This is a genomic window from Pseudomonas sp. Leaf58, from assembly GCF_003627215.1.
In the GTDB taxonomy this organism is placed as follows: Bacteria; Pseudomonadota; Gammaproteobacteria; order Pseudomonadales; family Pseudomonadaceae; genus Aquipseudomonas.
The window spans coordinates 1,429,582-1,447,185 of the sequence record NZ_CP032677.1 but is presented as its reverse complement, the minus strand read 5'-3'; the positions used below and the strand labels follow the sequence as shown (position 1 = coordinate 1,447,185).

At 64.2% G+C, this 17,604-nt stretch carries 8 protein-coding genes; 4 read left to right on the top strand and 4 right to left on the bottom strand.

The window, feature by feature from the left end; all coding sequences use genetic code 11:
• Nucleotide 1 precedes the first annotated feature (1 nt).
• The 3 genes from DV532_RS06705 to DV532_RS06695 all read left to right on the top strand — a co-directional run bounded on the left by DV532_RS06705 (nucleotide 2) and on the right by DV532_RS06695 (nucleotide 3,792).
• Nucleotides 2-568 (top strand): N-acetyltransferase, encoded by a 567-nt coding sequence (locus DV532_RS06705; RefSeq protein WP_056807291.1) that lies wholly within the window; start codon nucleotides 2-4, stop codon nucleotides 566-568.
• Nucleotides 569-687: 119 nt separating this feature from the next.
• On the top strand, nucleotides 688-2,745 hold the full coding sequence (locus DV532_RS06700) for a capsular polysaccharide biosynthesis protein (protein WP_306109956.1): 2,058 nt from the start codon (nucleotides 688-690) through the stop codon (nucleotides 2,743-2,745).
• Nucleotides 2,746-2,748: 3 nt separating this feature from the next.
• Complete coding sequence (locus DV532_RS06695; RefSeq protein ID WP_056807293.1) at nucleotides 2,749-3,792, top strand: phytanoyl-CoA dioxygenase family protein; 1,044 nt, start codon at nucleotides 2,749-2,751, stop codon at nucleotides 3,790-3,792.
• A 578-nt stretch (nucleotides 3,793-4,370) separates the two neighbouring features.
• Here the strand turns inward: DV532_RS06695 and DV532_RS30180 are convergent.
• A complete protein-coding gene (locus DV532_RS30180; protein ID WP_162948965.1) occupies nucleotides 4,371-4,994 on the bottom strand; it encodes a hypothetical protein in 624 nt (207 codons plus the stop codon).
• On the opposite strand from DV532_RS30180, the gene DV532_RS06690 reads away from it, so the two are divergent.
• Nucleotides 4,922-5,377, top strand: a complete 456-nt coding sequence (locus DV532_RS06690; RefSeq protein WP_082477202.1) for a transposase — start codon at nucleotides 4,922-4,924, stop codon at nucleotides 5,375-5,377. The two genes, DV532_RS30180 and DV532_RS06690, sit on opposite strands and share 73 nt — an antisense overlap.
• A gap of 760 nt (nucleotides 5,378-6,137) precedes the next feature.
• Here the strand turns inward: DV532_RS06690 and DV532_RS06685 are convergent.
• The 3 genes from DV532_RS06685 to DV532_RS06675 form a co-directional block, all read right to left on the bottom strand.
• Nucleotides 6,138-7,490: an aminotransferase class I/II-fold pyridoxal phosphate-dependent enzyme gene (locus tag DV532_RS06685; RefSeq protein WP_056807296.1), complete on the bottom strand. Its 1,353-nt coding sequence runs from the start codon at nucleotides 7,488-7,490 to the stop codon at nucleotides 6,138-6,140.
• A 9-nt stretch (nucleotides 7,491-7,499) separates the two neighbouring features.
• Complete coding sequence (locus tag DV532_RS06680) at nucleotides 7,500-15,002, bottom strand: type I polyketide synthase (protein WP_056807299.1); 7,503 nt, start codon at nucleotides 15,000-15,002, stop codon at nucleotides 7,500-7,502.
• A 404-nt stretch (nucleotides 15,003-15,406) separates the two neighbouring features.
• Nucleotides 15,407-17,419, bottom strand: a complete 2,013-nt coding sequence (locus tag DV532_RS06675) for a nucleoside-diphosphate sugar epimerase/dehydratase (RefSeq protein WP_056807302.1) — start codon at nucleotides 17,417-17,419, stop codon at nucleotides 15,407-15,409.
• Between the last annotated feature and the right edge of the window lie 185 nt (nucleotides 17,420-17,604).

Sequence of the window (17,604 nt, the reverse complement as noted above, 5' to 3'; positions counted from 1 at the left end):
CGTGGTACGTATCGTGCTGGGATCGGACCTGGCGCCAGAGCGCGCCGCAGACCCTGCCCTGGCCCGCTTACTGGCCGAGGGGCGGGGGTCGTTGGCTTTTTTGATTGGCAATACTGCCTGCCGCCAGCGCCTGCTGGGTGCAGGCATTCACTGGGACCGTGTGCTGCTGGCCTTCGACGGTGAGCAGGCGCTGGGCTTTGCTGCGTTCAAGCATGGCCGGCGCGGGCCATTCGCCTTGCGCTGGCAGCCGTTCATTCGTGAGTTTGGCCTGCTGTGCGGCTGGCTGCGGTTTGCTGGCTTTTGCCTCAGCGAGCTGCGCGAATGGCGCTACCCGTTTTTGCTGTATGGGTTGCGGGTAAGCAAGGCTGCGCGCCAGCAGGGCGTGGGCTCGGCGCTGGTACAGGCGTGCTGCGCGCATGCGGCGGGCCAGGGTTTTACCCAGGTCGAACTGGAAGTGCCGCTGCGTAATCAGCGGGCCCAGCAGTTGTATTTGCACAATGGCTTTGCCCCGCGCCGCAAGCGCTGGGTGCCGTTCCCGCCGGTGCGCAACATGTGGCGGGCGGTGTGATGCCCCCTGTAGCCGCGGGCTTGCCTGCGAACACCGGTAAAGCCGGTGCCCTGCCCGCCCTGCCCCAGGCGTTCGTCCCCCCGCAAACCCTGGTGGGCGGCGTGGGCTGGGTGGGCATCATGTCCCAATGGGTGGCCTGGAAGGTGCAGCACCTGCCGCAGTTCCTCGGCCCCGAGGGCCCGCCGTTTTGGCTGTGGCGGCGCGGCCGCAAGGCGCCCAAGGGGCTCAAGGCCATTGCCGGCATTGGCTACAAGCAGTCGTCGGCCCATGCCCGGGTACTGTGCCAGCGCTGGGGGCTGCCGTACATTGCCCTGGAAGACGGTTTTCTGCGTTCGTCGTCGCTGGGCATCGAGGGCGATACGCCGATGTCCATGGTGGTTGACCCGGTCGGTATTCACTACCTGGCCGACCGGCCATCGCTGCTGGAAAACATTCTGCAGCAGCCCGAAGCCCTCAGCGAAGACGAGCTGGGCTGCGCCCGCCAGCTGATTGCGCTGATGCGCAGCAGTGGCATTGGCAAGTACAACAACGCCCAGGACCTGCCCGCGGATGACCCGCTGGGCCGCGAGCGGCCGTTGGTGCTGGTGGTTGACCAAACTGCCGGTGACTATTCGATCCCGGGCGGCGGGCTGTGCGAGGCCGACTATGTGCGCATGCTGGATGTGGCGCTGGCAGAAAACCCAGGCGCCGACGTGCGCGTGCGCATTCACCCAGACTGCCTGGGCGGTCACAAGCCTAGCTGCCTGCTGGCGGCGGCGCAGGCCCGTGGCGTAACGCTGGAGGCGCGGCCGGTGGCCTGGGCCTCGCTGGCCCGGCGTGCCCAGCGGGTGTACGTGGGCACTAGCCAGGCTGGGCTGGAGGCGCTGATTCAGGGGGTGCCGGTAACCTGCTTTGGGTTGCCGTTTTATGCCGGCTGGGGGCTGACCGATGACCGCATGGCCATCCCCCGGCGCCAGGCCCGCCCAGACCTGGTGCAACTGGTGGCGGCGGCCTATGTGCGCTACTGCCGCTATGTCGACCCGTTGACCGGGCAGCTGACCGATGCCCTCACCGTGGCCCGCCAGCTCGCCAACAAGAAGGCCCGCGACACCACGTTCGCCGGGCCGACCACGGTGCTGGGTGTGAAGCGGCACAAGCAGCACAACATTCGGCGCTTTTTTGCCAGCCGCTGGGGGCAGTTGCGTTTTAGCGTGGACGGGCCGCAGTTGCTGCGCCAGGTGGCGGCCGAGAACGGTCGCCTGCTGGTGTGGGCCGCGCGCGAGCCCGCCGGCCTGGCCGAGCGTGCGCGCCAGGCGGGTGTGCCATTGTGGCGGGTCGAAGATGGCTTCCTGCGTTCTACGGGGCTGGGCGCCAGCAACAGCCCGGCGCTGTCGCTGGTGCTGGACCGCACAGGCATCCATTACGACGCCCAATCGCACAGTGACCTGGAGCAGCTGTTGCAACACGCTGCCTTCGATGCCACCTGCCTGGCTGAAGCCGCGCAGTTGCGGGCGCAGATCGTGGCCAGCGGCACCAGCAAGTTCAATTTGCGCAGCGCTGCCCAGCCCAACCTGTTGGGCCGCCCGGGCCAACTGCGCGTGCTGGTGGTGGGGCAAGTTGAAGACGATGCCTCGGCGCTGTGCAGCGGTGGCGGCCCGGGGTGCAACCTGCGTTTGCTGCAACAGGTGCGCGCGCAGTTGCCGGAGGCCTGGGTGGTGTATAAGCCACATCCTGACGTAGAGGCGGGCAAACGGCGCGGCGTGGTTGCCCCTGCGCAGTTGGCCGGGCTGGCCGATCAAGTGCTGGCGGGTGTGGATATTGCCAGCCTGTATGGCCAGGTCGACGCGCTGCACACGTTAAGTTCCACTGCTGGTTTTGAAGCGTTGCTGCGCGGTGTGCCGGTGGTGACCTATGGCACGCCGTTCTATGCCGGCTGGGGCCTTACCCAGGACCACCAGTCGCTGCCGCGCCGCACCCGGCGCCTAACCCTGGACCAGTTGGTAGCCGGCGCCTTGCTGCGCTATGCGAGCTATGCCGACGCCCAGCACGACTTGCCCTGCGATGCCTGGCACGCCCTCGCCTGCCTCAATGCGCCTCACCCTGCGCGTTGGTCGGCACACCGGCGGGTGGCGCCGTTGCTCAACTACACCCGGACCATGCTCGGCTGCGGCCGGCCCCTGGCCCCATCAAAGGACTAGAACATGCCTGTTTCGATCAAGGACATCGGCCGTTACGCGGCACTTCCCTGGCATTGCTTGCAGCTGGCCACGCATGCGAAATCGTTCGAGAACAACCCGGTGCTTGGCAGTGCCCGGCTCAATGCCTTGGGCCTGCATGTACAGCGTCGCCAGCTGGCCATGGCGATGGCCGGTTACCGCCGCCAGGCGTTGGCGTCGCGGTTGGCTGCCCCTGAGCGCGAGCATTTTGAGCAGAATGGTTTTTTCATCCGTGAAAACGCCCTGCCTGCCGAGCAGTTTGCGGCTTTGCGCGCCGAGCTGGGGGCATTGCGCAGTACTGGTTGGGAAATGCGCCAGGGCCGGGCGGTCACCCGCCGGGTCAGCCTTGACCAGGATGTGTTGGCCCACAACCCGGCCAGCGCGGCGTTCGTGGTAGACCGTGGGGTGCGCGACCTGATTGCCTACGCGTCGTCCAATACCGGTGGCATTACTTACCAGTTGCAGTCGATTGTGATCGATGCGGCCAATGCCGACCAAGACCCGCAGACGCGTTTGCATGCCGACACGTTCCACCCCACGGCCAAGGCGTGGTTGTTTCTGGATGACGTTGAGGATGACCAGGGGCCATTCAGTTATGTGCCGGGCTCGCATCGTCTGACCCCGGAACGGCTGGCGTGGGAGTATCGGCAAAGTCTGGGGGCGGCGCGTTCTAGCGAACAGATGCACCGTGAGGGTTCGTTCCGCATTGACGAGCCCGAGCTGGCCGCCCTCGGCCTGCCCCCGCCCCGCCGCTTTGCGGTACCGGCCAACACCTTGGTGGTGGCAGACACCTCTGGTTTCCATGCCCGTTGCGCCAGCCACAAGGCTAGCCATCGCGTGGAAATTTACGCCAGCCTGCGGCGTAACCCGTTCATTCCGTGGCGCGGGGCGCACCTGTTTGCGCTGCCGTGGATCGCTAATCATCACATGCGCTGGGATATACGGCTGAAGCGGTGGATGGGGTTTGGCAAGAAGAGCCATTGGAAGTTTGTTGAGCAGTTGAATGCGTATGAGGCGCCGTATATCTGAGGGTTTTGATGTGGGTTGAGGTAGTGCCTGGCTTGGGTTATGTGGGGCTGCTGACATCGGGCGCCGCCCGCGCGGCGCTTCGCGGGGCAAGCCCGCTCCCACATCTGTTTCGGGCCAGTTACTCCTGTGGATTCACCTCTGTCCGCTTTGTTTGTTCCATTTGATGTCGAAGGTTGCGCGACTGCTCTTCATCAATCTTCAGCCATGCACCCAGGCTGCAAACCATTTGGCACAGGAATAACTGGCCCGAAACAGATGTGGGCTTGGGTGTTGTGGGGCTGCTGACATCGGCGCCGCCCGCGCGGCGCTTCGCGGGGCAAGCCCGCTCCCACATCTGTTTCGGGCCAGTTACTCCTGTGGATTCACCTCTGTCCGCCTTGTTTGTTCCATTCGATGTCGAAGGTTGCGCGACTGCTCTTCATCAATCTTCAGCCATGCACTCAGGCTGCAACCCATTGGGCACAGGAATAACTGGCCGGAAACAGATGTGGGCTTGGGTGTTGTGGGGCTGCTGACATCGGCGCCGCCCGCGCGGCGCTTCGCGGGGCAAGCCCGCTCCCACATCTGTTTCGGGCCAGTTACTCCTGTGGATTCACCTCTGTCCGCTTTGTTTGTTCCATTTGATGTCGAAGGTTGCGCGATTGCTCTTCATCAATCTTCAGCCATGCACTCAGGCTGCAACCCATTGGGCACAGGAATAACTGGCCGGAAACAGATGTGGGCTTGGGTGTTGTGGGGCTGCTGACATCGGCGCCGCCCGCGCGGCGCTTCGCGGGGCAAGCCCGCTCCCACATCTGTTTCGGGCCAGTTACTCCTGTGGATTCACCTCTGTCCGCCTTGTTTGTTCCATTTGATGTCGAAGGTTGCGCGTGATGTCGAAGGTTGCGCGACTGCTCTTCATCAATCTTCAGCCATGCACCCAGGCTGCAAACCATTTGGCACAGGAATAACTGGCCCGAAACAGATGTGGGAGCGGGCTTGCCCCGCGAAGCGCCGCGCGGGCGGCGCCCGATGTCAGCAGCCCCACATAACCCAAGCCAGGCAAACCCAACATCCAGCAATATCTCTAGCCCCCTCACAGCCTCACGCTCACCTATGTTTTCTTCACCCTTTAGTTGGAGAAATTCATATGGAACGTGCGCAATCCCATCTTCTACGTCGTGGCCGCGTCTCTGAACCCGGTAGGCTTTATCTACTGACAACCGTCACTCATAACCGAAAGCGGTTATTCACCAATCTGTGGTTCGCCCGCGCGGTAATCCAACAATTGCGTCAGGCGGAAGACGATGGTGCATGCCGGTCTTTAACCTGGGTTGCCATGCCAGACCATGTTCACTGGCTTATTGAGCTGAAGGACACCACGCTCTGCAGCTTGATGCGTAGGTTCAAATCACGCAGCAGCCATGCTCTTTATCAAAGGGGATTTCGCCGGGAGAGGGTATGGCAGTCCGGTTATCAGGATCGAGCACTGCGCCGAGATGAAGACATGCGCAGGGTGGCCAGATATGTAATCTGCAATCCGATACGGGCAGGTCTGGTGACGCGGGTGGGTGATTACCCACATTGGGACGCGATTTGGGTGTGAGGGAGTGTATTGCTAAACAAGGCCCTCGAATCTGATGAGCTTGGCCCTGCGGTTTTTTAAAGGCATTGGTTTTGTGGGGCTCTGGTGTGCCTGGCTTGGGTGTTGTGGGGCTGCTGACATCGGGCGCCGCCCGCGCGGCGCTTCGCGGGGCAAGCCCGCTCCCACATCTGTTTCGGGCCAGTTACTCCTGTGGATTCACCTCTGTCCGCCTTGTTTGTTCCATTCGATGTCGAAGGTTGCGCGACTGCTCTTCATCAATCTTCAGCCATGCACTCAGGCTGCAACCCATTGGGCACAGGAATAACTGGCCGGAAACAGATGTGGGCTTGGGTGTTGTGGGGCTGCTGACATCGGCGCCGCCCGCGCGGCGCTTCGCGGGGCAAGCCCGCTCCCACATCTGTTTCGGGCCAGTTACTCCTGTGGATTCACCTCTGTCCGCCTTGTTTGTTCCATTCGATGTCGAAGGTTGCGCGCGATGTCGAAGGTTGCGCGACTGCTCTTCATCAATCTTCAGCCATGCACCCAGGCTGCAACCCATTGGGCACAGGAATAACTGGCCCGAAACAGATGTGGGAGCGGGCTTGCCCCGCGAAGCGCCGCGCGGGCGGCGCCCGATGTCAGCAGCCCCACATAACCCAAGCCAGACACACCTAGCAACCACACAACACTCAAGCCAGACACACCTAGCAACCACACAACACTCAAGTCAGACCCACCCGGCCCCTAAAAAAGTAGAGCCAAGTTCACCTAAACCCAACCCTCACCCCAACCGCGCCACTTCCTCCGCCACCACCGCCACGGTATGCCGAATCTGCTCTTCGGTATGCTCGCAAGACACAAAAAACCGCACCCGCGCAGACTGCTCCGGCACCGCTGGGTACAAAATCGGCTGGGCATTGATGCCACGCTCGAACAGCGCACTGGACAACCGCCCGGCCTTGAACGAGCTGCCAGTAATCACCGGTATCACCGCCAACCCGGTACTGGTCGCCGTGTCCAAGCCCGCCTCGCGGGCAAGGCGCAGGAACAACTCACCCCGCGCCTGCACCTGGGCCACTCGCTCGCTGTCGTTGGCCAACAATTTCACCGCCGCCAACGCAGCAGCCGTAACCGCCGGCGGCATGCCGACGCTGTACAGAAAACCGGGCGCCAAAAACTTCAAATGCTCGATCAGCGCCGTGCTGCCCGCGATGTAACCGCCGCAACTGGCCAGGGTCTTGCTCAACGTCCCCATCCAGATATCAACATCATTACCCGCCAGGCCAAAGTGCTCACGGATACCTTTACCCGTCGCCCCCATCACGCCCAGCGAATGCGCTTCATCCACCATCAAAAACACTTTGTACTTGTTTCTAAGCTCAACGAACCGGGGCAGCTCGGGGTAGTCGCCGTCCATGCTGTAGATGCCTTCCACCACCACCAGCACCCGCTCGAAGTGCTGGCGCTGCTCGCCCAGCAAACGGTCCAGCGCCTGCCAGTCGTTGTGGGCGAAACTCAAACGCCGGGCACCCGACAGCTGAATACCCTGCAGTACGCTGTTATGGATCAGTTCGTCATGCACCACCAAGTCGCGCGGCCCGAACAGGTAGCCGATGGTCGTGACATTGGTAGCGTGACCACTCACCATCACCACCGCATCGTCCACGTCATACAGGCTGGCCAGTTCACGCTCCAGCTCACGGTGCAGCGGGCGGTCGCCAGAAACCGGGCGGCTGGCCGACACCGATGTGCCGTACCGGTCAATCGCCGCCTTGGCCGCTTCGGCCACACGCGGGTGGCCGGAGTAACCCAGGTAGTTGTAACTGGCAAAGTTAAGGTATTCGCGCTCACCAATCTGCGTCTGTGCACCCGCAGTGCCTTGGTGCAGGCGGAAGAACGGGTTGCTCAGCCCCAACCGCTGCGCACCCTGCTGGATAACCCGCAGTTGCTGGTAACCCGGGTGCTGGTCAAACCGATAAAACGCCTCGGGCACCTTCAGGGCAGCCTGCTGCACCTGCTCCAGGGTGGCGCCCTCGACGCCCTCGGCAGCAACATGGCGGCGACGTGCCAAGGCTTGCTGGATGAGGCGTTGCTTGGTATCGCCACCAAGGCCGGTCGGGGTTCTGGCTGTCATCTAGCGCTCTTAGTCAATCAATCGGTTGGGGGCCGTGCTGGTGTCGGCCAGGGCAGCGTTCAACTGCGCCAAGTCTTCGGCGCTGTGTTCGCTGCCATGACGGGCAAGCACATTCTGCGCCAGCTGGTCTTCATGGCTGCCCCCTTCACCGCGCAGCAGTTCCAACAACCGCGCGGCAAGCTTGTCGATGCTGGAACTGTCGCTCAGCTCCATCACCGGTAGGCGGATGCCGAAACGCTCTTCCAGGGCCACCACCAATTCCACGCTCATCAACGAGTCGAGCCCCAGTTCCTGCAGCGGGCGCTGGGCATCCAGGCGTGCCGGCGGCAGGCGCAGAATCTCGCACACCTCGTGCTTGAGCATTTCGGCAAAGCGCTGCAGCAACTCGGCGTCGTCCATTTCCGCCAGCATGCGCTGGATATCCTCGCTGTTGCCTTCGTCTTCCTGGTCGCCGCCATGGGCGCGGGCCAGTTCGGCGAAACGCGGCGTGCTGGCGCTTGGCAGGAAGCGCGACAGCGCCTTGAAGTCCAGCTCCAACACGCCGTGGCCGTTGTCGCCGTCCAGCAGCATGGCTTCGAGCTGCGCCAGGGCCGCCTCGGCCCGCAGCGCGGCGCCGCCCATGCGGCTTTGCAGGGCGTCCTTGATCTGGCTATTGCGCGCCAGGAAGCCGACATCGTCGATCGCCCCCCACAGCACCGCCGTGGCCGCCTGCCCTTGGGCACGACGGTGCCGCGCAAGGGCTTCCAGCCAGTGGTTGGCCGCTACGTAGTTGGCCTGGCCGGGGTTGCCGAACAAGGTGGTCGCCGAGGAGAACATCACGAAGAAGTCCAGCGCCAGGCCCTGGGCCAGTTCATGCAGGTATTGCGCACCTTTGGCCTTGGGTTCGAGCACGCGGCGCAACTGGTCGGCTTCGAGGTTGCGGATCAGCCCGTCGTCAATCACCGTCGCCGCATGCACCAGGCCACGCAGCGGCCAAGGGCTGGCGGCAATGCGCTCGAAGACCGCGCGCAATTGCTCACGGTCGGTAATGTCGCAGGCCACGGCCTGTACATCGATGCCCTGCGCCTGCCACAGCGCCAGCTGCGGCTGGGCTTCGGCACTGGCCGGGCCGCGGCGGCCCAGCAGCACCAGGTGGCGGGCGCCCTTGTCGATCAGCCATTGCGCCGTGCGCAGGCCAAAGCCACCCAGGCCACCGGTGACCAGGTAGCTGGCGTCGGCGGCAAGCTGCAGCGCCCGCGCCGGCTGTAGGCGGGTGTCGACGGTATTCTCGATGGGGTTGGCGTAGGTCACCACCACCTTGCCAATCTGCCGCGCCTGCTGCATGTAGCGGTAGGCTTCGACCACCTGGTTGGCGTCGAATTCGCGGAACGGCAGCGGGTGCAGGATGCCCTGGGCGAACAGCGCCATCATTTCGGCGAACAGGCGGCGGGTAAGTTGCGGGCGCTCGCTCATCAGCTGGTCGGCATCGATACCGAAGTAGCTGATGTTGTTGCGGAACGGGCGCAGGCCAATACGCGTGTTCTGGTAGAAATCGCGCTTGCCCAGCTCCAGGAAGCGGCCAAATGGCTTCAATACCTGGAAGTTACGGTTGATCGCTTCCCCAGCCAGCGAGTTGAGCACCACGTCCACGCCACGCCCGCCTGTAGCCGCCAGCACCTGGTCGGCATAGGCCAGCGAACGCGAGTCGTACACGTGCTCTACGCCCAGCAGGCGCAGGAAGTCGCGCTTCTCGTCGCTGCCTGCGGTAGCGTGAATTTCAGCGCCCAACCACTTGGCGATCTGGATTGCAGCAATGCCCACGCCGCCAGCGGCACCGTGGATCAGCACCTTCTCGCCAGGTTCCAGGCGCGCCAGATGGTGCAACGCGTAGTACACGGTGAAGAAGGTACTCGGAATGGTCGCTGCCGCCTCGAACGACATGCCCTCGGGGATGTGTGCCACGGCGTTGGCGTTGGTCACCAGGCGGTTGGCGAAGCTGCACGGGCCAAAGCCGACCACACGGTCACCCGGGGCGAAATCGCCCAGCACGTCGGCCCCTTTGCCTTGCACCACACCGGCGAACTCGAAGCCCAGGGTGGGGCCGGAGAAGCCGTTTTCGATCGCTTCGTCCGACAACAGGCCCAGGGCGAACATCACGTCACGGAAGTTCAGGCCGGTGGCACGCACGGCGATGTCCAGCTCGTCCGGCGCCGGTTGACGCGGCTCGCGCACTTCCCAGCGCAGGTTGCGCAACTGCCCTGGCAGGTCAAAGCCCAGGCATAGCCACTGCGCGGCGCCGTCAACCCGGCGGGGTTGCTCGGCCAGCACCCGCAGGCGCGGTACATAACGGCGGCCTTCGGCATCCAGGGCCAGTTCGGTTTCGCTGTCGGCGTGCAGCAATGCCGGCACTGCCAGCTCGACGGGCGCTGCGTAGGCCAGGTCGAGCTGGCGGATACGGCAGCTGGCCGACTCGTTGGCCAAGGTGCGGCCGAAGCCCCAGAACGCCGCATCGGCAATGGCGGCGACATCGGCAGCGCTGTCAGCGCCATACAGGTGTTCGGCAGCGCCACGGCTGAACAGCCAGCACTGCGGGGCGATAGCCAGCGACTCGCACGCCTGCACCAGCGCGGCAGCCTGCAGGCAGCGCTCAGCCTGGCCATCCAGGCCAGCGGGGCTGTCGAAACCGGCCAGGTGCAGTACATGCTGGGGTGCCTGGCCAAGGGCGCCCAATTGCGCCGCCAATGCCTGGGCATCGCCAGGCTGCAACAGGTCCACCTGCTGGCCGTGTGCACGCAGTTGCTCGGCCAGGCCCAGGGCCGCGCCCTGCCCGGCTTCGGCCAGCACGGCCCAGCGCTGTACCGCCACTTCGCCGGCGCCAGCACCGGCTGCTGCGGGCTTGTCGGCCAGCAACAAGTAGCTGCCACAGGCGCTACCCGGCAAGGCATCGACGGTGCGCAACCCAGTCAGGCCGTGGCGTTGCAGTTCATGTTGCCAAAACGCCGGGCCCTGCTGGCGCGACAACGCCTGCTGCGGGCCGGCCAGCCACCAGCCAGGCTGGCTGCCGAAGACAAAGTCTACCCAACGCGCCGGGTATTGCCCCAGCAGCGCCAGTTGGCCATGCGGGTTGAGCTGGGCGCTGGCCTGGCGCAGGGCATCGCCCACAGCGCCAAGCGCGGCAAAGTCGGTGGGCAGCAGTACCCAATCGAAGCTACCCGCTTCGGCCAGTTGCTCCAGGCCAAGCACGTTCAAGGCTGGGCAATCGTCGCGCAGGCGTTGCTCCAGCTCTGGCTCGGCGACGCAGTAGGCGTAGTCGATGCGGTCGAAATCCAGGCTGGCATACAGCAGCTCGGCAAACGAGGCACCGCCAAAGCCGATTTCCAGCACGCGCAGGCGCTGCCCGGCAGGCAGTTGCGCCAGGCGCTCGGCCAGGGTTTGGCCAATGCCGGCCAGCACCTGCTGCTGCCCTGCCGCACCCAGCACCAGGCGCGCCAGGCTGGCACCGCTGGTTTCCCGTGGTTGCAGGGTGTCGAAGGCCTGGTCGCCCGCTAGCAGCGCCAGCAGGTGACGGCCAATGCGGCCCACCGAATGGATAATCTGGAAATACTCGGGGTAGCTCTGGAACAGCTCTTGCCAGATGGCCTCCGACGCGGGGCGCTCGCCCAGGTCGGCCAGCTGCCAACCACCGTCGGCGCTGCGCAGCAAGCTGCCGTCCTGCTCGGCGTGGCGCAACAGCGCCATTAGGAAGTCGCCTTGGGCCTGCGACCACAGCGCGACTTGCTCGGCACTCAAGCGGCCACCGGCCTGCTCGACGGCATCGAGCACAAAGCTGACGCACAGCACGTCCAGCAGCGGCTCCACTTCATTCAGGTAACGCACCTGCGCCGGCTCGTCGGCCAGGCGCTGCAAGGCATCGGCCAGCGGCGTGCGGGCCACGGCATGGCGCTGCAGCGGCAGCACTTTGCCCGGTGCGGCCAGGCCCACATGGCCCATGCGCTTGATATCGCCACTGCGGTCGTACTGCAGGCGCACGGCACGCATGCGCGCGTCCTTGATCGCCAACACGGCAGCGCCGCTGGCATCGAACAGGGTGAAGTCGACCAGCAGCGAGTGCGCGGTGCGCTTGCGCTGGCGCACTTCGGCCAGCACCGGCAGGCCGCCGGCGTTGGTGAAGGCAATGCGCCCCAATTTGACCGGGATGAACGCCAGGCCGTCGTTACGGCCCGGGCGGCTGGCCAGCAGTTCGGTGATCAGCTGGAAAGCACCGTCCAGCAGGGCTGGGTGCAGGTGCAGGCCGGCCAGTTCGTGCTCGATGGCAGCCGGCACAGCCAGCTGGGCCAGCACGCGCTCGGCTTCGACCCAGGCGGCTGCCACGGTCTGGTAGGCCGGGCCGTAGTTCAGGCCAACGGCGCAGGTCAAGGCCAGGTGCTGTTCGCCGGTAAAGTCGGCTGGGCGTGCCGGCAGCGCCGGTGCACGGGCGCCCAGCAGCACGCCACGGGCTTCGCCCGGCAGCCGTGCGACCACGTGCTGTACCCAGTCTTCGCGCTGCGCCAGGGTGCGTGAAGTGATGCGCAGGGTGCCGTCGGCCTCTTCGACCTGCACGCGCACCTTCTTGCTGGCGTCGCTGCTCAGCAGCAGCGGGTTGTGGATTTCCAGCTCTTCGATGTCGACGAACTCACCCGGCTGGTGCAGTTGCGCCACGGCCAACGCCAGTTCGGTGAAGCCCGCGCCCGGGAACAGCACCGACTCGCCGACCTTGTGGTCGCCCAGGGTCGGGAACAGTTGCGTGTCCAGGCGGTTTTCCCAGGTCAGCGCCAGGTCGGGCACCGGGTAACCGAGCAATGGGTGCACCCGCTGGCGGCCCAGTGGGCTGAGGGTTTCGGCACTGACTGGGAGGGTGAAGTGGTCACGCTGCCAGGCATAGTTCGGCAGGCGCACCGGCCGCCCGGCAACCGGGAAGCGGGCCTGCCACTGCGGCTCGACGCCAGCAATCAGCAGGCGCGTCACCGTGCGCTCCAGCAGCTGCGGGCTGTGGTCGTTGCGCTTGAGGGTGGCAACCACCTGCCCCGCTTGCTCGCACTCGGCCAGTACATCGGTGACGTAGCTGCGCAGGATCGCATGCGGGCCCACTTCGACGAACAGGTTCAAGCCGCTGCGCACCAAGGCATTCAGCGCCCCCTGGAACAGTACCGGGAAGCGAATGTTCTGCCACCAGTAGTGGCTGTCGAGCCGCTCGCCGTCCAGCTGGCCGCCAACCACGGTGGAGTAGAACGGAATGTGCGTAGCGCGCGGGCGGATGTGCGCGAGGTCGGCGATTACCGCTTGCTCGATAGGGTTCATGGCCGGCGAGTGGAAGGCGTAGTCCAGGTCCAGGCGACGGGCGAACACCTGGCGCTCGCCCAGGGCCTCTTCAAGCAGCGCCAGGGCGTCGACTTCACCGGCAACGGTGGCGCCACGGGCGCTGTTTTCGCCGGCCACCACCAGGCGGCCGTCCAGTTTCAGTTCGCCAATCAGCTGCGCAGTGGCCTCGCCCGACAAGCCTACTGCGGTCATCTGCCCGCTGCCGCGGGTCAGGCCCTGCAGGCGGCTACGGTGGTAGATGACTTGGGTGGCGTCCTCCAGGCTCAGCGCCCCGCTGGCCCAGGCAGCGGCCACTTCACCGACGCTGTGGCCGATGACCGCGACCGGGTGAATGCCTTCGCTAGCCAGTACCCGGGTAACCGCCACTTGCAGGGCGAACAAGGCCGGCTGGGCGATTTCGGTACGGGCATAGCGGCCTTCGCCGTTGTCGCCCAGCAGCTCGGCGCGCAGCGAATAGCCCGCCAGGGGCTGGAACAGCGCGTCCACTTCATCCACAGCCGCCGCGAACAGCGGCTGGCCGAGCATCGCCTGGCCCATGCCCTGCCACTGCGAACCGTTGCCGGAATAGACGAACACCGGCGCCGAAGCGCCCTCCAGTGCCTGGCCTGCTTCCAGTACTGCGCTCAATTCGCTGAGCGTCGGGTCCTGGGCATAGTCATCCAGCGCCTGCGCGGCTTCGGCAGCGTTGTCACTGACCAGCAGCAGGCGATGGTTGTGCGCATCGCGGCGGAACATCGCCTGGTAGGCGACATCGTAATAATCGGCCTGGGGGTGTTCGGCCAGGTAGGCGGCAAAGCGTTCGGCCATGGCGCGCAGGCCCTGCTCGGTCTTGGCGCTGAGCAGCAGCGGCACCCGCTGCGCGCCTACAGCGGCAGGCGGCGCTGCTTGCGGCTCGGGGCTCTGCAGGATGACGTGGGCGTTGGCCCCACCGAAGCCGAACGAGTTCACGCCCACGGTCAGTTGCCCTTGCGCCTTCAGCGGCAAGGGTTCGGTAACCACCTGCAGGTTGAGGTCGGCAAAGGCGATGTTCGGGTTAAGCGCCTGGACGCCAATGGTGGCGGGCACAGTGCGCTCGGCCAGGCAGCTCAAGGCCTTCATCAGGCCCGCCGCACCGGAGGCCGCCTCCAGGTGGCCGAGGTTGCTCTTGACCGAGCCGATCGGCAGCGGGTTGCCGGCGCCACGCGCCTGGCCCAGCGCTTCGCCGATAGCGCGCGTTTCTATCGGGTCACCCACGGCGGTACCGGTGCCATGGGCCTCCAGGTAATCCAGCTGCTCGGGGGCGATGCCGGCCTGGGCGTAGGCCCGCTTGAGCAGCGCCGCCTGGGCCTCGGCGTTGGGCAGGGTAAGGCTGGACTTGCGCCCATCGGTGTTCACCGCACTGGCGGCGACCACCGCCAAAATGGTGTTGCCATCGGCCAGCGCCTGGTCATAGTCCTTGAGCAGGAACAGGCCGCCGCCTTCGGAGCGGGCATAACCGTCGCCGTTCTCGTCGAACGACTGGCAGCGCCCGGTGCGCGACAGCATGGTCGCCTTGGCGAAAATCATGAAACCGAACGGGTGCATGTGCAGGCTGATGCCGCCGGTCACGGCCTGGTCGACATCCCCGCTGAGAATGGCCTGGCAGGCCTGGTGGAAGGCCACCAGCGACGACGAACAGGCGGTGTCGATGGCCATGCTCGGCCCGCGCAGGTCGTAGAAGAACGACAAGCGGTTGGCCGCGATGCTCATGGTGTTGCCGGTGGCGGTGGCGGCATCGATGCTCGCCAGGTCCTCGATCACCCGGTAAGACTGCTCGACACCGGCGATACCCAGGTACACCCCGCAGTTGCTGCCACGCAGGGTGGACGGTTTAACCCCGGCGTTCTCGAAGGTTTCCCAGCACATTTCAAGCAGAATGCGCTGTTGCGGGTCCATCATCGCCGCTTCGCGTGGCGAGATGCTGAAGAACCCCGCGTCAAAGGCACTGATATCACCGAGGGTGCCGGAGGCGAAGGTGTAGCTGGTTGCAGGGCTGGCCTTGTCCGGGTGCAGGAATTCGCTTTTGTCCCAACGCGACGGGTCGACCTGGGTCACCAGGTCGCGCCCTTCCATCAGGTTTTGCCAGAACCCGGCATTGGAAGAACCCGGGAAACGGTAAGCACAACCAACGATTGCAACCTTTCTACGCTTGATCAAAACCTATTCCTTCAAATCTCATCTGGCACCATCCCATCCGTCGGACAGCCGGCTTGCCTGGCCTGGCCCTGTATCTGGCCGGTCGTTGTACGTTGTTGATGATTGTCTGGGTATCTGAAGCTGCTGTGCACGCAAGGGCGCAAGACTTTTGGTCTGGGGCTGGCGTGGGATTTTTCAGATTTGTCTGAGCGGATGATACGCGGGATGGGGGGGAGGGAAAACCCTGGGATGAAGGCAGGATGGCGCTGAAGTTATGAAATTGCCTGGGTGCAGCGGTAGCATATCGCCACCTTCCACACCCTGCGCACTCATTTGGGGGGCTTGTCCGCTAGCAGCGGCGACACCGGTGGCATCTAACGCGCCGCCTGCCCGCCCGCACATTTAAAACGGTGATCGCCTGACGCTCAATGCTCCAGGCGCCGCTGCTGGTAGATCCAGTCGACGATCTCCCCTTCCGGCGCATAACCGATGACCGTTTCACGCAGCAACTGCCGCACCCGCACGAAGTCGTCGGCTGCAGCGGCAGCCAACAACTGGCTCAACGCGTCTTTCAACGCATCCCATGCCAGGAAATCTTCATCGGCACTCATGATCATCGGGTGGCGGGTGGCGATCACATTGTCACCGATCAGCAGTTCCTCATAGAGCTTCTCACCCGGCCGCAAGCCGGTGAACTCGATGGCAATGTCGCCTTTCGGGTTACGCTCGGAACGCACGCTGAAGCCCGACAGGTGAATCATCTTTTCCGCCAGTTCGACAATGCGTACCGGCTCGCCCATGTCGAGCACGAATACATCGCCGCCCTTGCCCATGGACCCGGCCTGGATGACTAACTGCGCGGCTTCTGGAATGGTCATGAAGTAACGGGTGATCTTCGGGTGCGTGACCGTCAGCGGGCCACCGGCCTGGATCTGCTTGTGGAACAGCGGAATCACCGACCCCGAAGAGCCCAGCACGTTGCCGAAGCGAACCATGGTAAAGCGGGTTTTGTTGACCTGCGAAACGTTACCCGCATCGCCGAACAGCACCGGGGCCACTTCGCGGCTGAGGGCTTGCAGGGTCATTTCGGCCAGGCGCTTGGTGCTACCCATGACGTTGGTCGGGCGCACTGCCTTGTCGGTGGAGATCAGCACAAAGTTGGCGACACCGGCCTGCAGGGCAGCCTGGGCGGTGTGCAAGGTGCCGATGACGTTGTTGATCAGGCCTTCGCTAATATTGTGCTCGACCATTGGCACATGCTTGTAGGCCGCGGCGTGATACACGGTATCAACCCGCCAGGTTTTCATGATGTCGAGCATTTGCGACTGGTTGCGCACCGAGCCCAGGATCGGGATCAGGCTGACTGACAACGACTCACGGGCAACACGCTGCTCCAGCTCCGTGAGGATACTGTAGAGGTTGAATTCGCTGTGATCGACCAGCAGCAGTGTCTTGGGAGCTTGCCCAAGGATCTGACGGCACAGCTCGGAGCCGATTGAGCCACCTGCCCCGGTGACCAGCACCGCCTGGCCGACAATGCAACGCTCCAGCAGGTCGCCTTGCGCAGGCACGGCATCACGGCCCAGCAAATCGGCAATGTCGACTTCCTGAATGTCATCCACCTTGACCTTGCCACTGGCCAGGTCCATGAAGCCAGGCACACTGCGTACGTGCAGTGGGAAGCTTTCGAGGTAGGTCAGAATCTCCCGGCGACGGGTGCGGGTCGTAGACGGGACCGCCAGCAGAATCTCCTGGGCGCCGGTCACGTCGATCAGCCGCTGCAGTTGGTCGGGGTGGTACACCTGCAAACCGGCAATCACCCGGTCGGTGATGCTGGCATCGTCATCGATGAAGGCCACAGGGCGCATGGCCTTGTCCATGCGCAGTGCAGCCACCAACTGGTTGCCTGCGGCGCCTGCGCCGTAAATGGCCACTTTCGGCAACCCATCGTCGCGGCTGGCGAATGGCACATGCTGGACAGCGGCGGAAAACCAGTCACCCAGGAAGTACTGCCGCATGGCCAAGCGCAGCCCGCCAACCATGATCAGGCTCAGCCACCAGTAGTTGAACGTGATCGAGCGGGGGACCACGGCCTGACGGTCGCCCACCCAATAGATGATGACGCCAAGAATCAGTGCCGAGAGCGTAACCGCCTTGATGATTGCAATCATGGCGTCACTGCCAAAGTACCTCATTACGGCGCGGTAAAGCCCAAAACGGACAAACAACGGGATGGCCACAAACGGGGCACACAAAAACAACCATGCATGCTTAAACAACGGACTGAACAGGTCCTCTACCCCCAGCCTGACCACGAATGCCAACCACAAAGCGCACCAAACCAGAACGACGTCACTCACCACCTGTATTAAGCGCTTGTGCTCGCGCGGCAGCCTTTGCAAGCGTTCTCGAATGCTGTTGTCGGCCCACTTCCCCATAGCGATAGCGCCCCCATCTTTCAGTTTATTGTTATCACTTTAGGCAAGGCTTACCTAGGCGCATTGAGTGTCTAGCGATGTTGCAGTGCCATTTATCGGTCACACAGGACGATTCTCCGGGCATCACTTTATCAAGCTTTCCCGCGTCCATCGCTGCATTACGGCGGTGCACGGCCACCCAGAAC

Excerpts from the sequence above, each read along its gene's own strand:
- DV532_RS06685 (WP_056807296.1), bottom strand. The coding sequence starts at position 7,490 with ATGACAGCCAGAACCCCGACCGGCCTTGGTGGCGATACCAAGCAACGC.
- DV532_RS06675 (WP_056807302.1), bottom strand. The coding sequence starts at position 17,419 with ATGGGGAAGTGGGCCGACAACAGCATTCGAGAACGCTTGCAAAGGCTG.
- DV532_RS06690 (WP_082477202.1), top strand. The coding sequence starts at position 4,922 with ATGGAACGTGCGCAATCCCATCTTCTACGTCGTGGCCGCGTCTCTGAA.
- DV532_RS06700 (WP_306109956.1), top strand. The coding sequence starts at position 688 with ATGTCCCAATGGGTGGCCTGGAAGGTGCAGCACCTGCCGCAGTTCCTC.
- DV532_RS06695 (WP_056807293.1), top strand. The coding sequence starts at position 2,749 with ATGCCTGTTTCGATCAAGGACATCGGCCGTTACGCGGCACTTCCCTGG.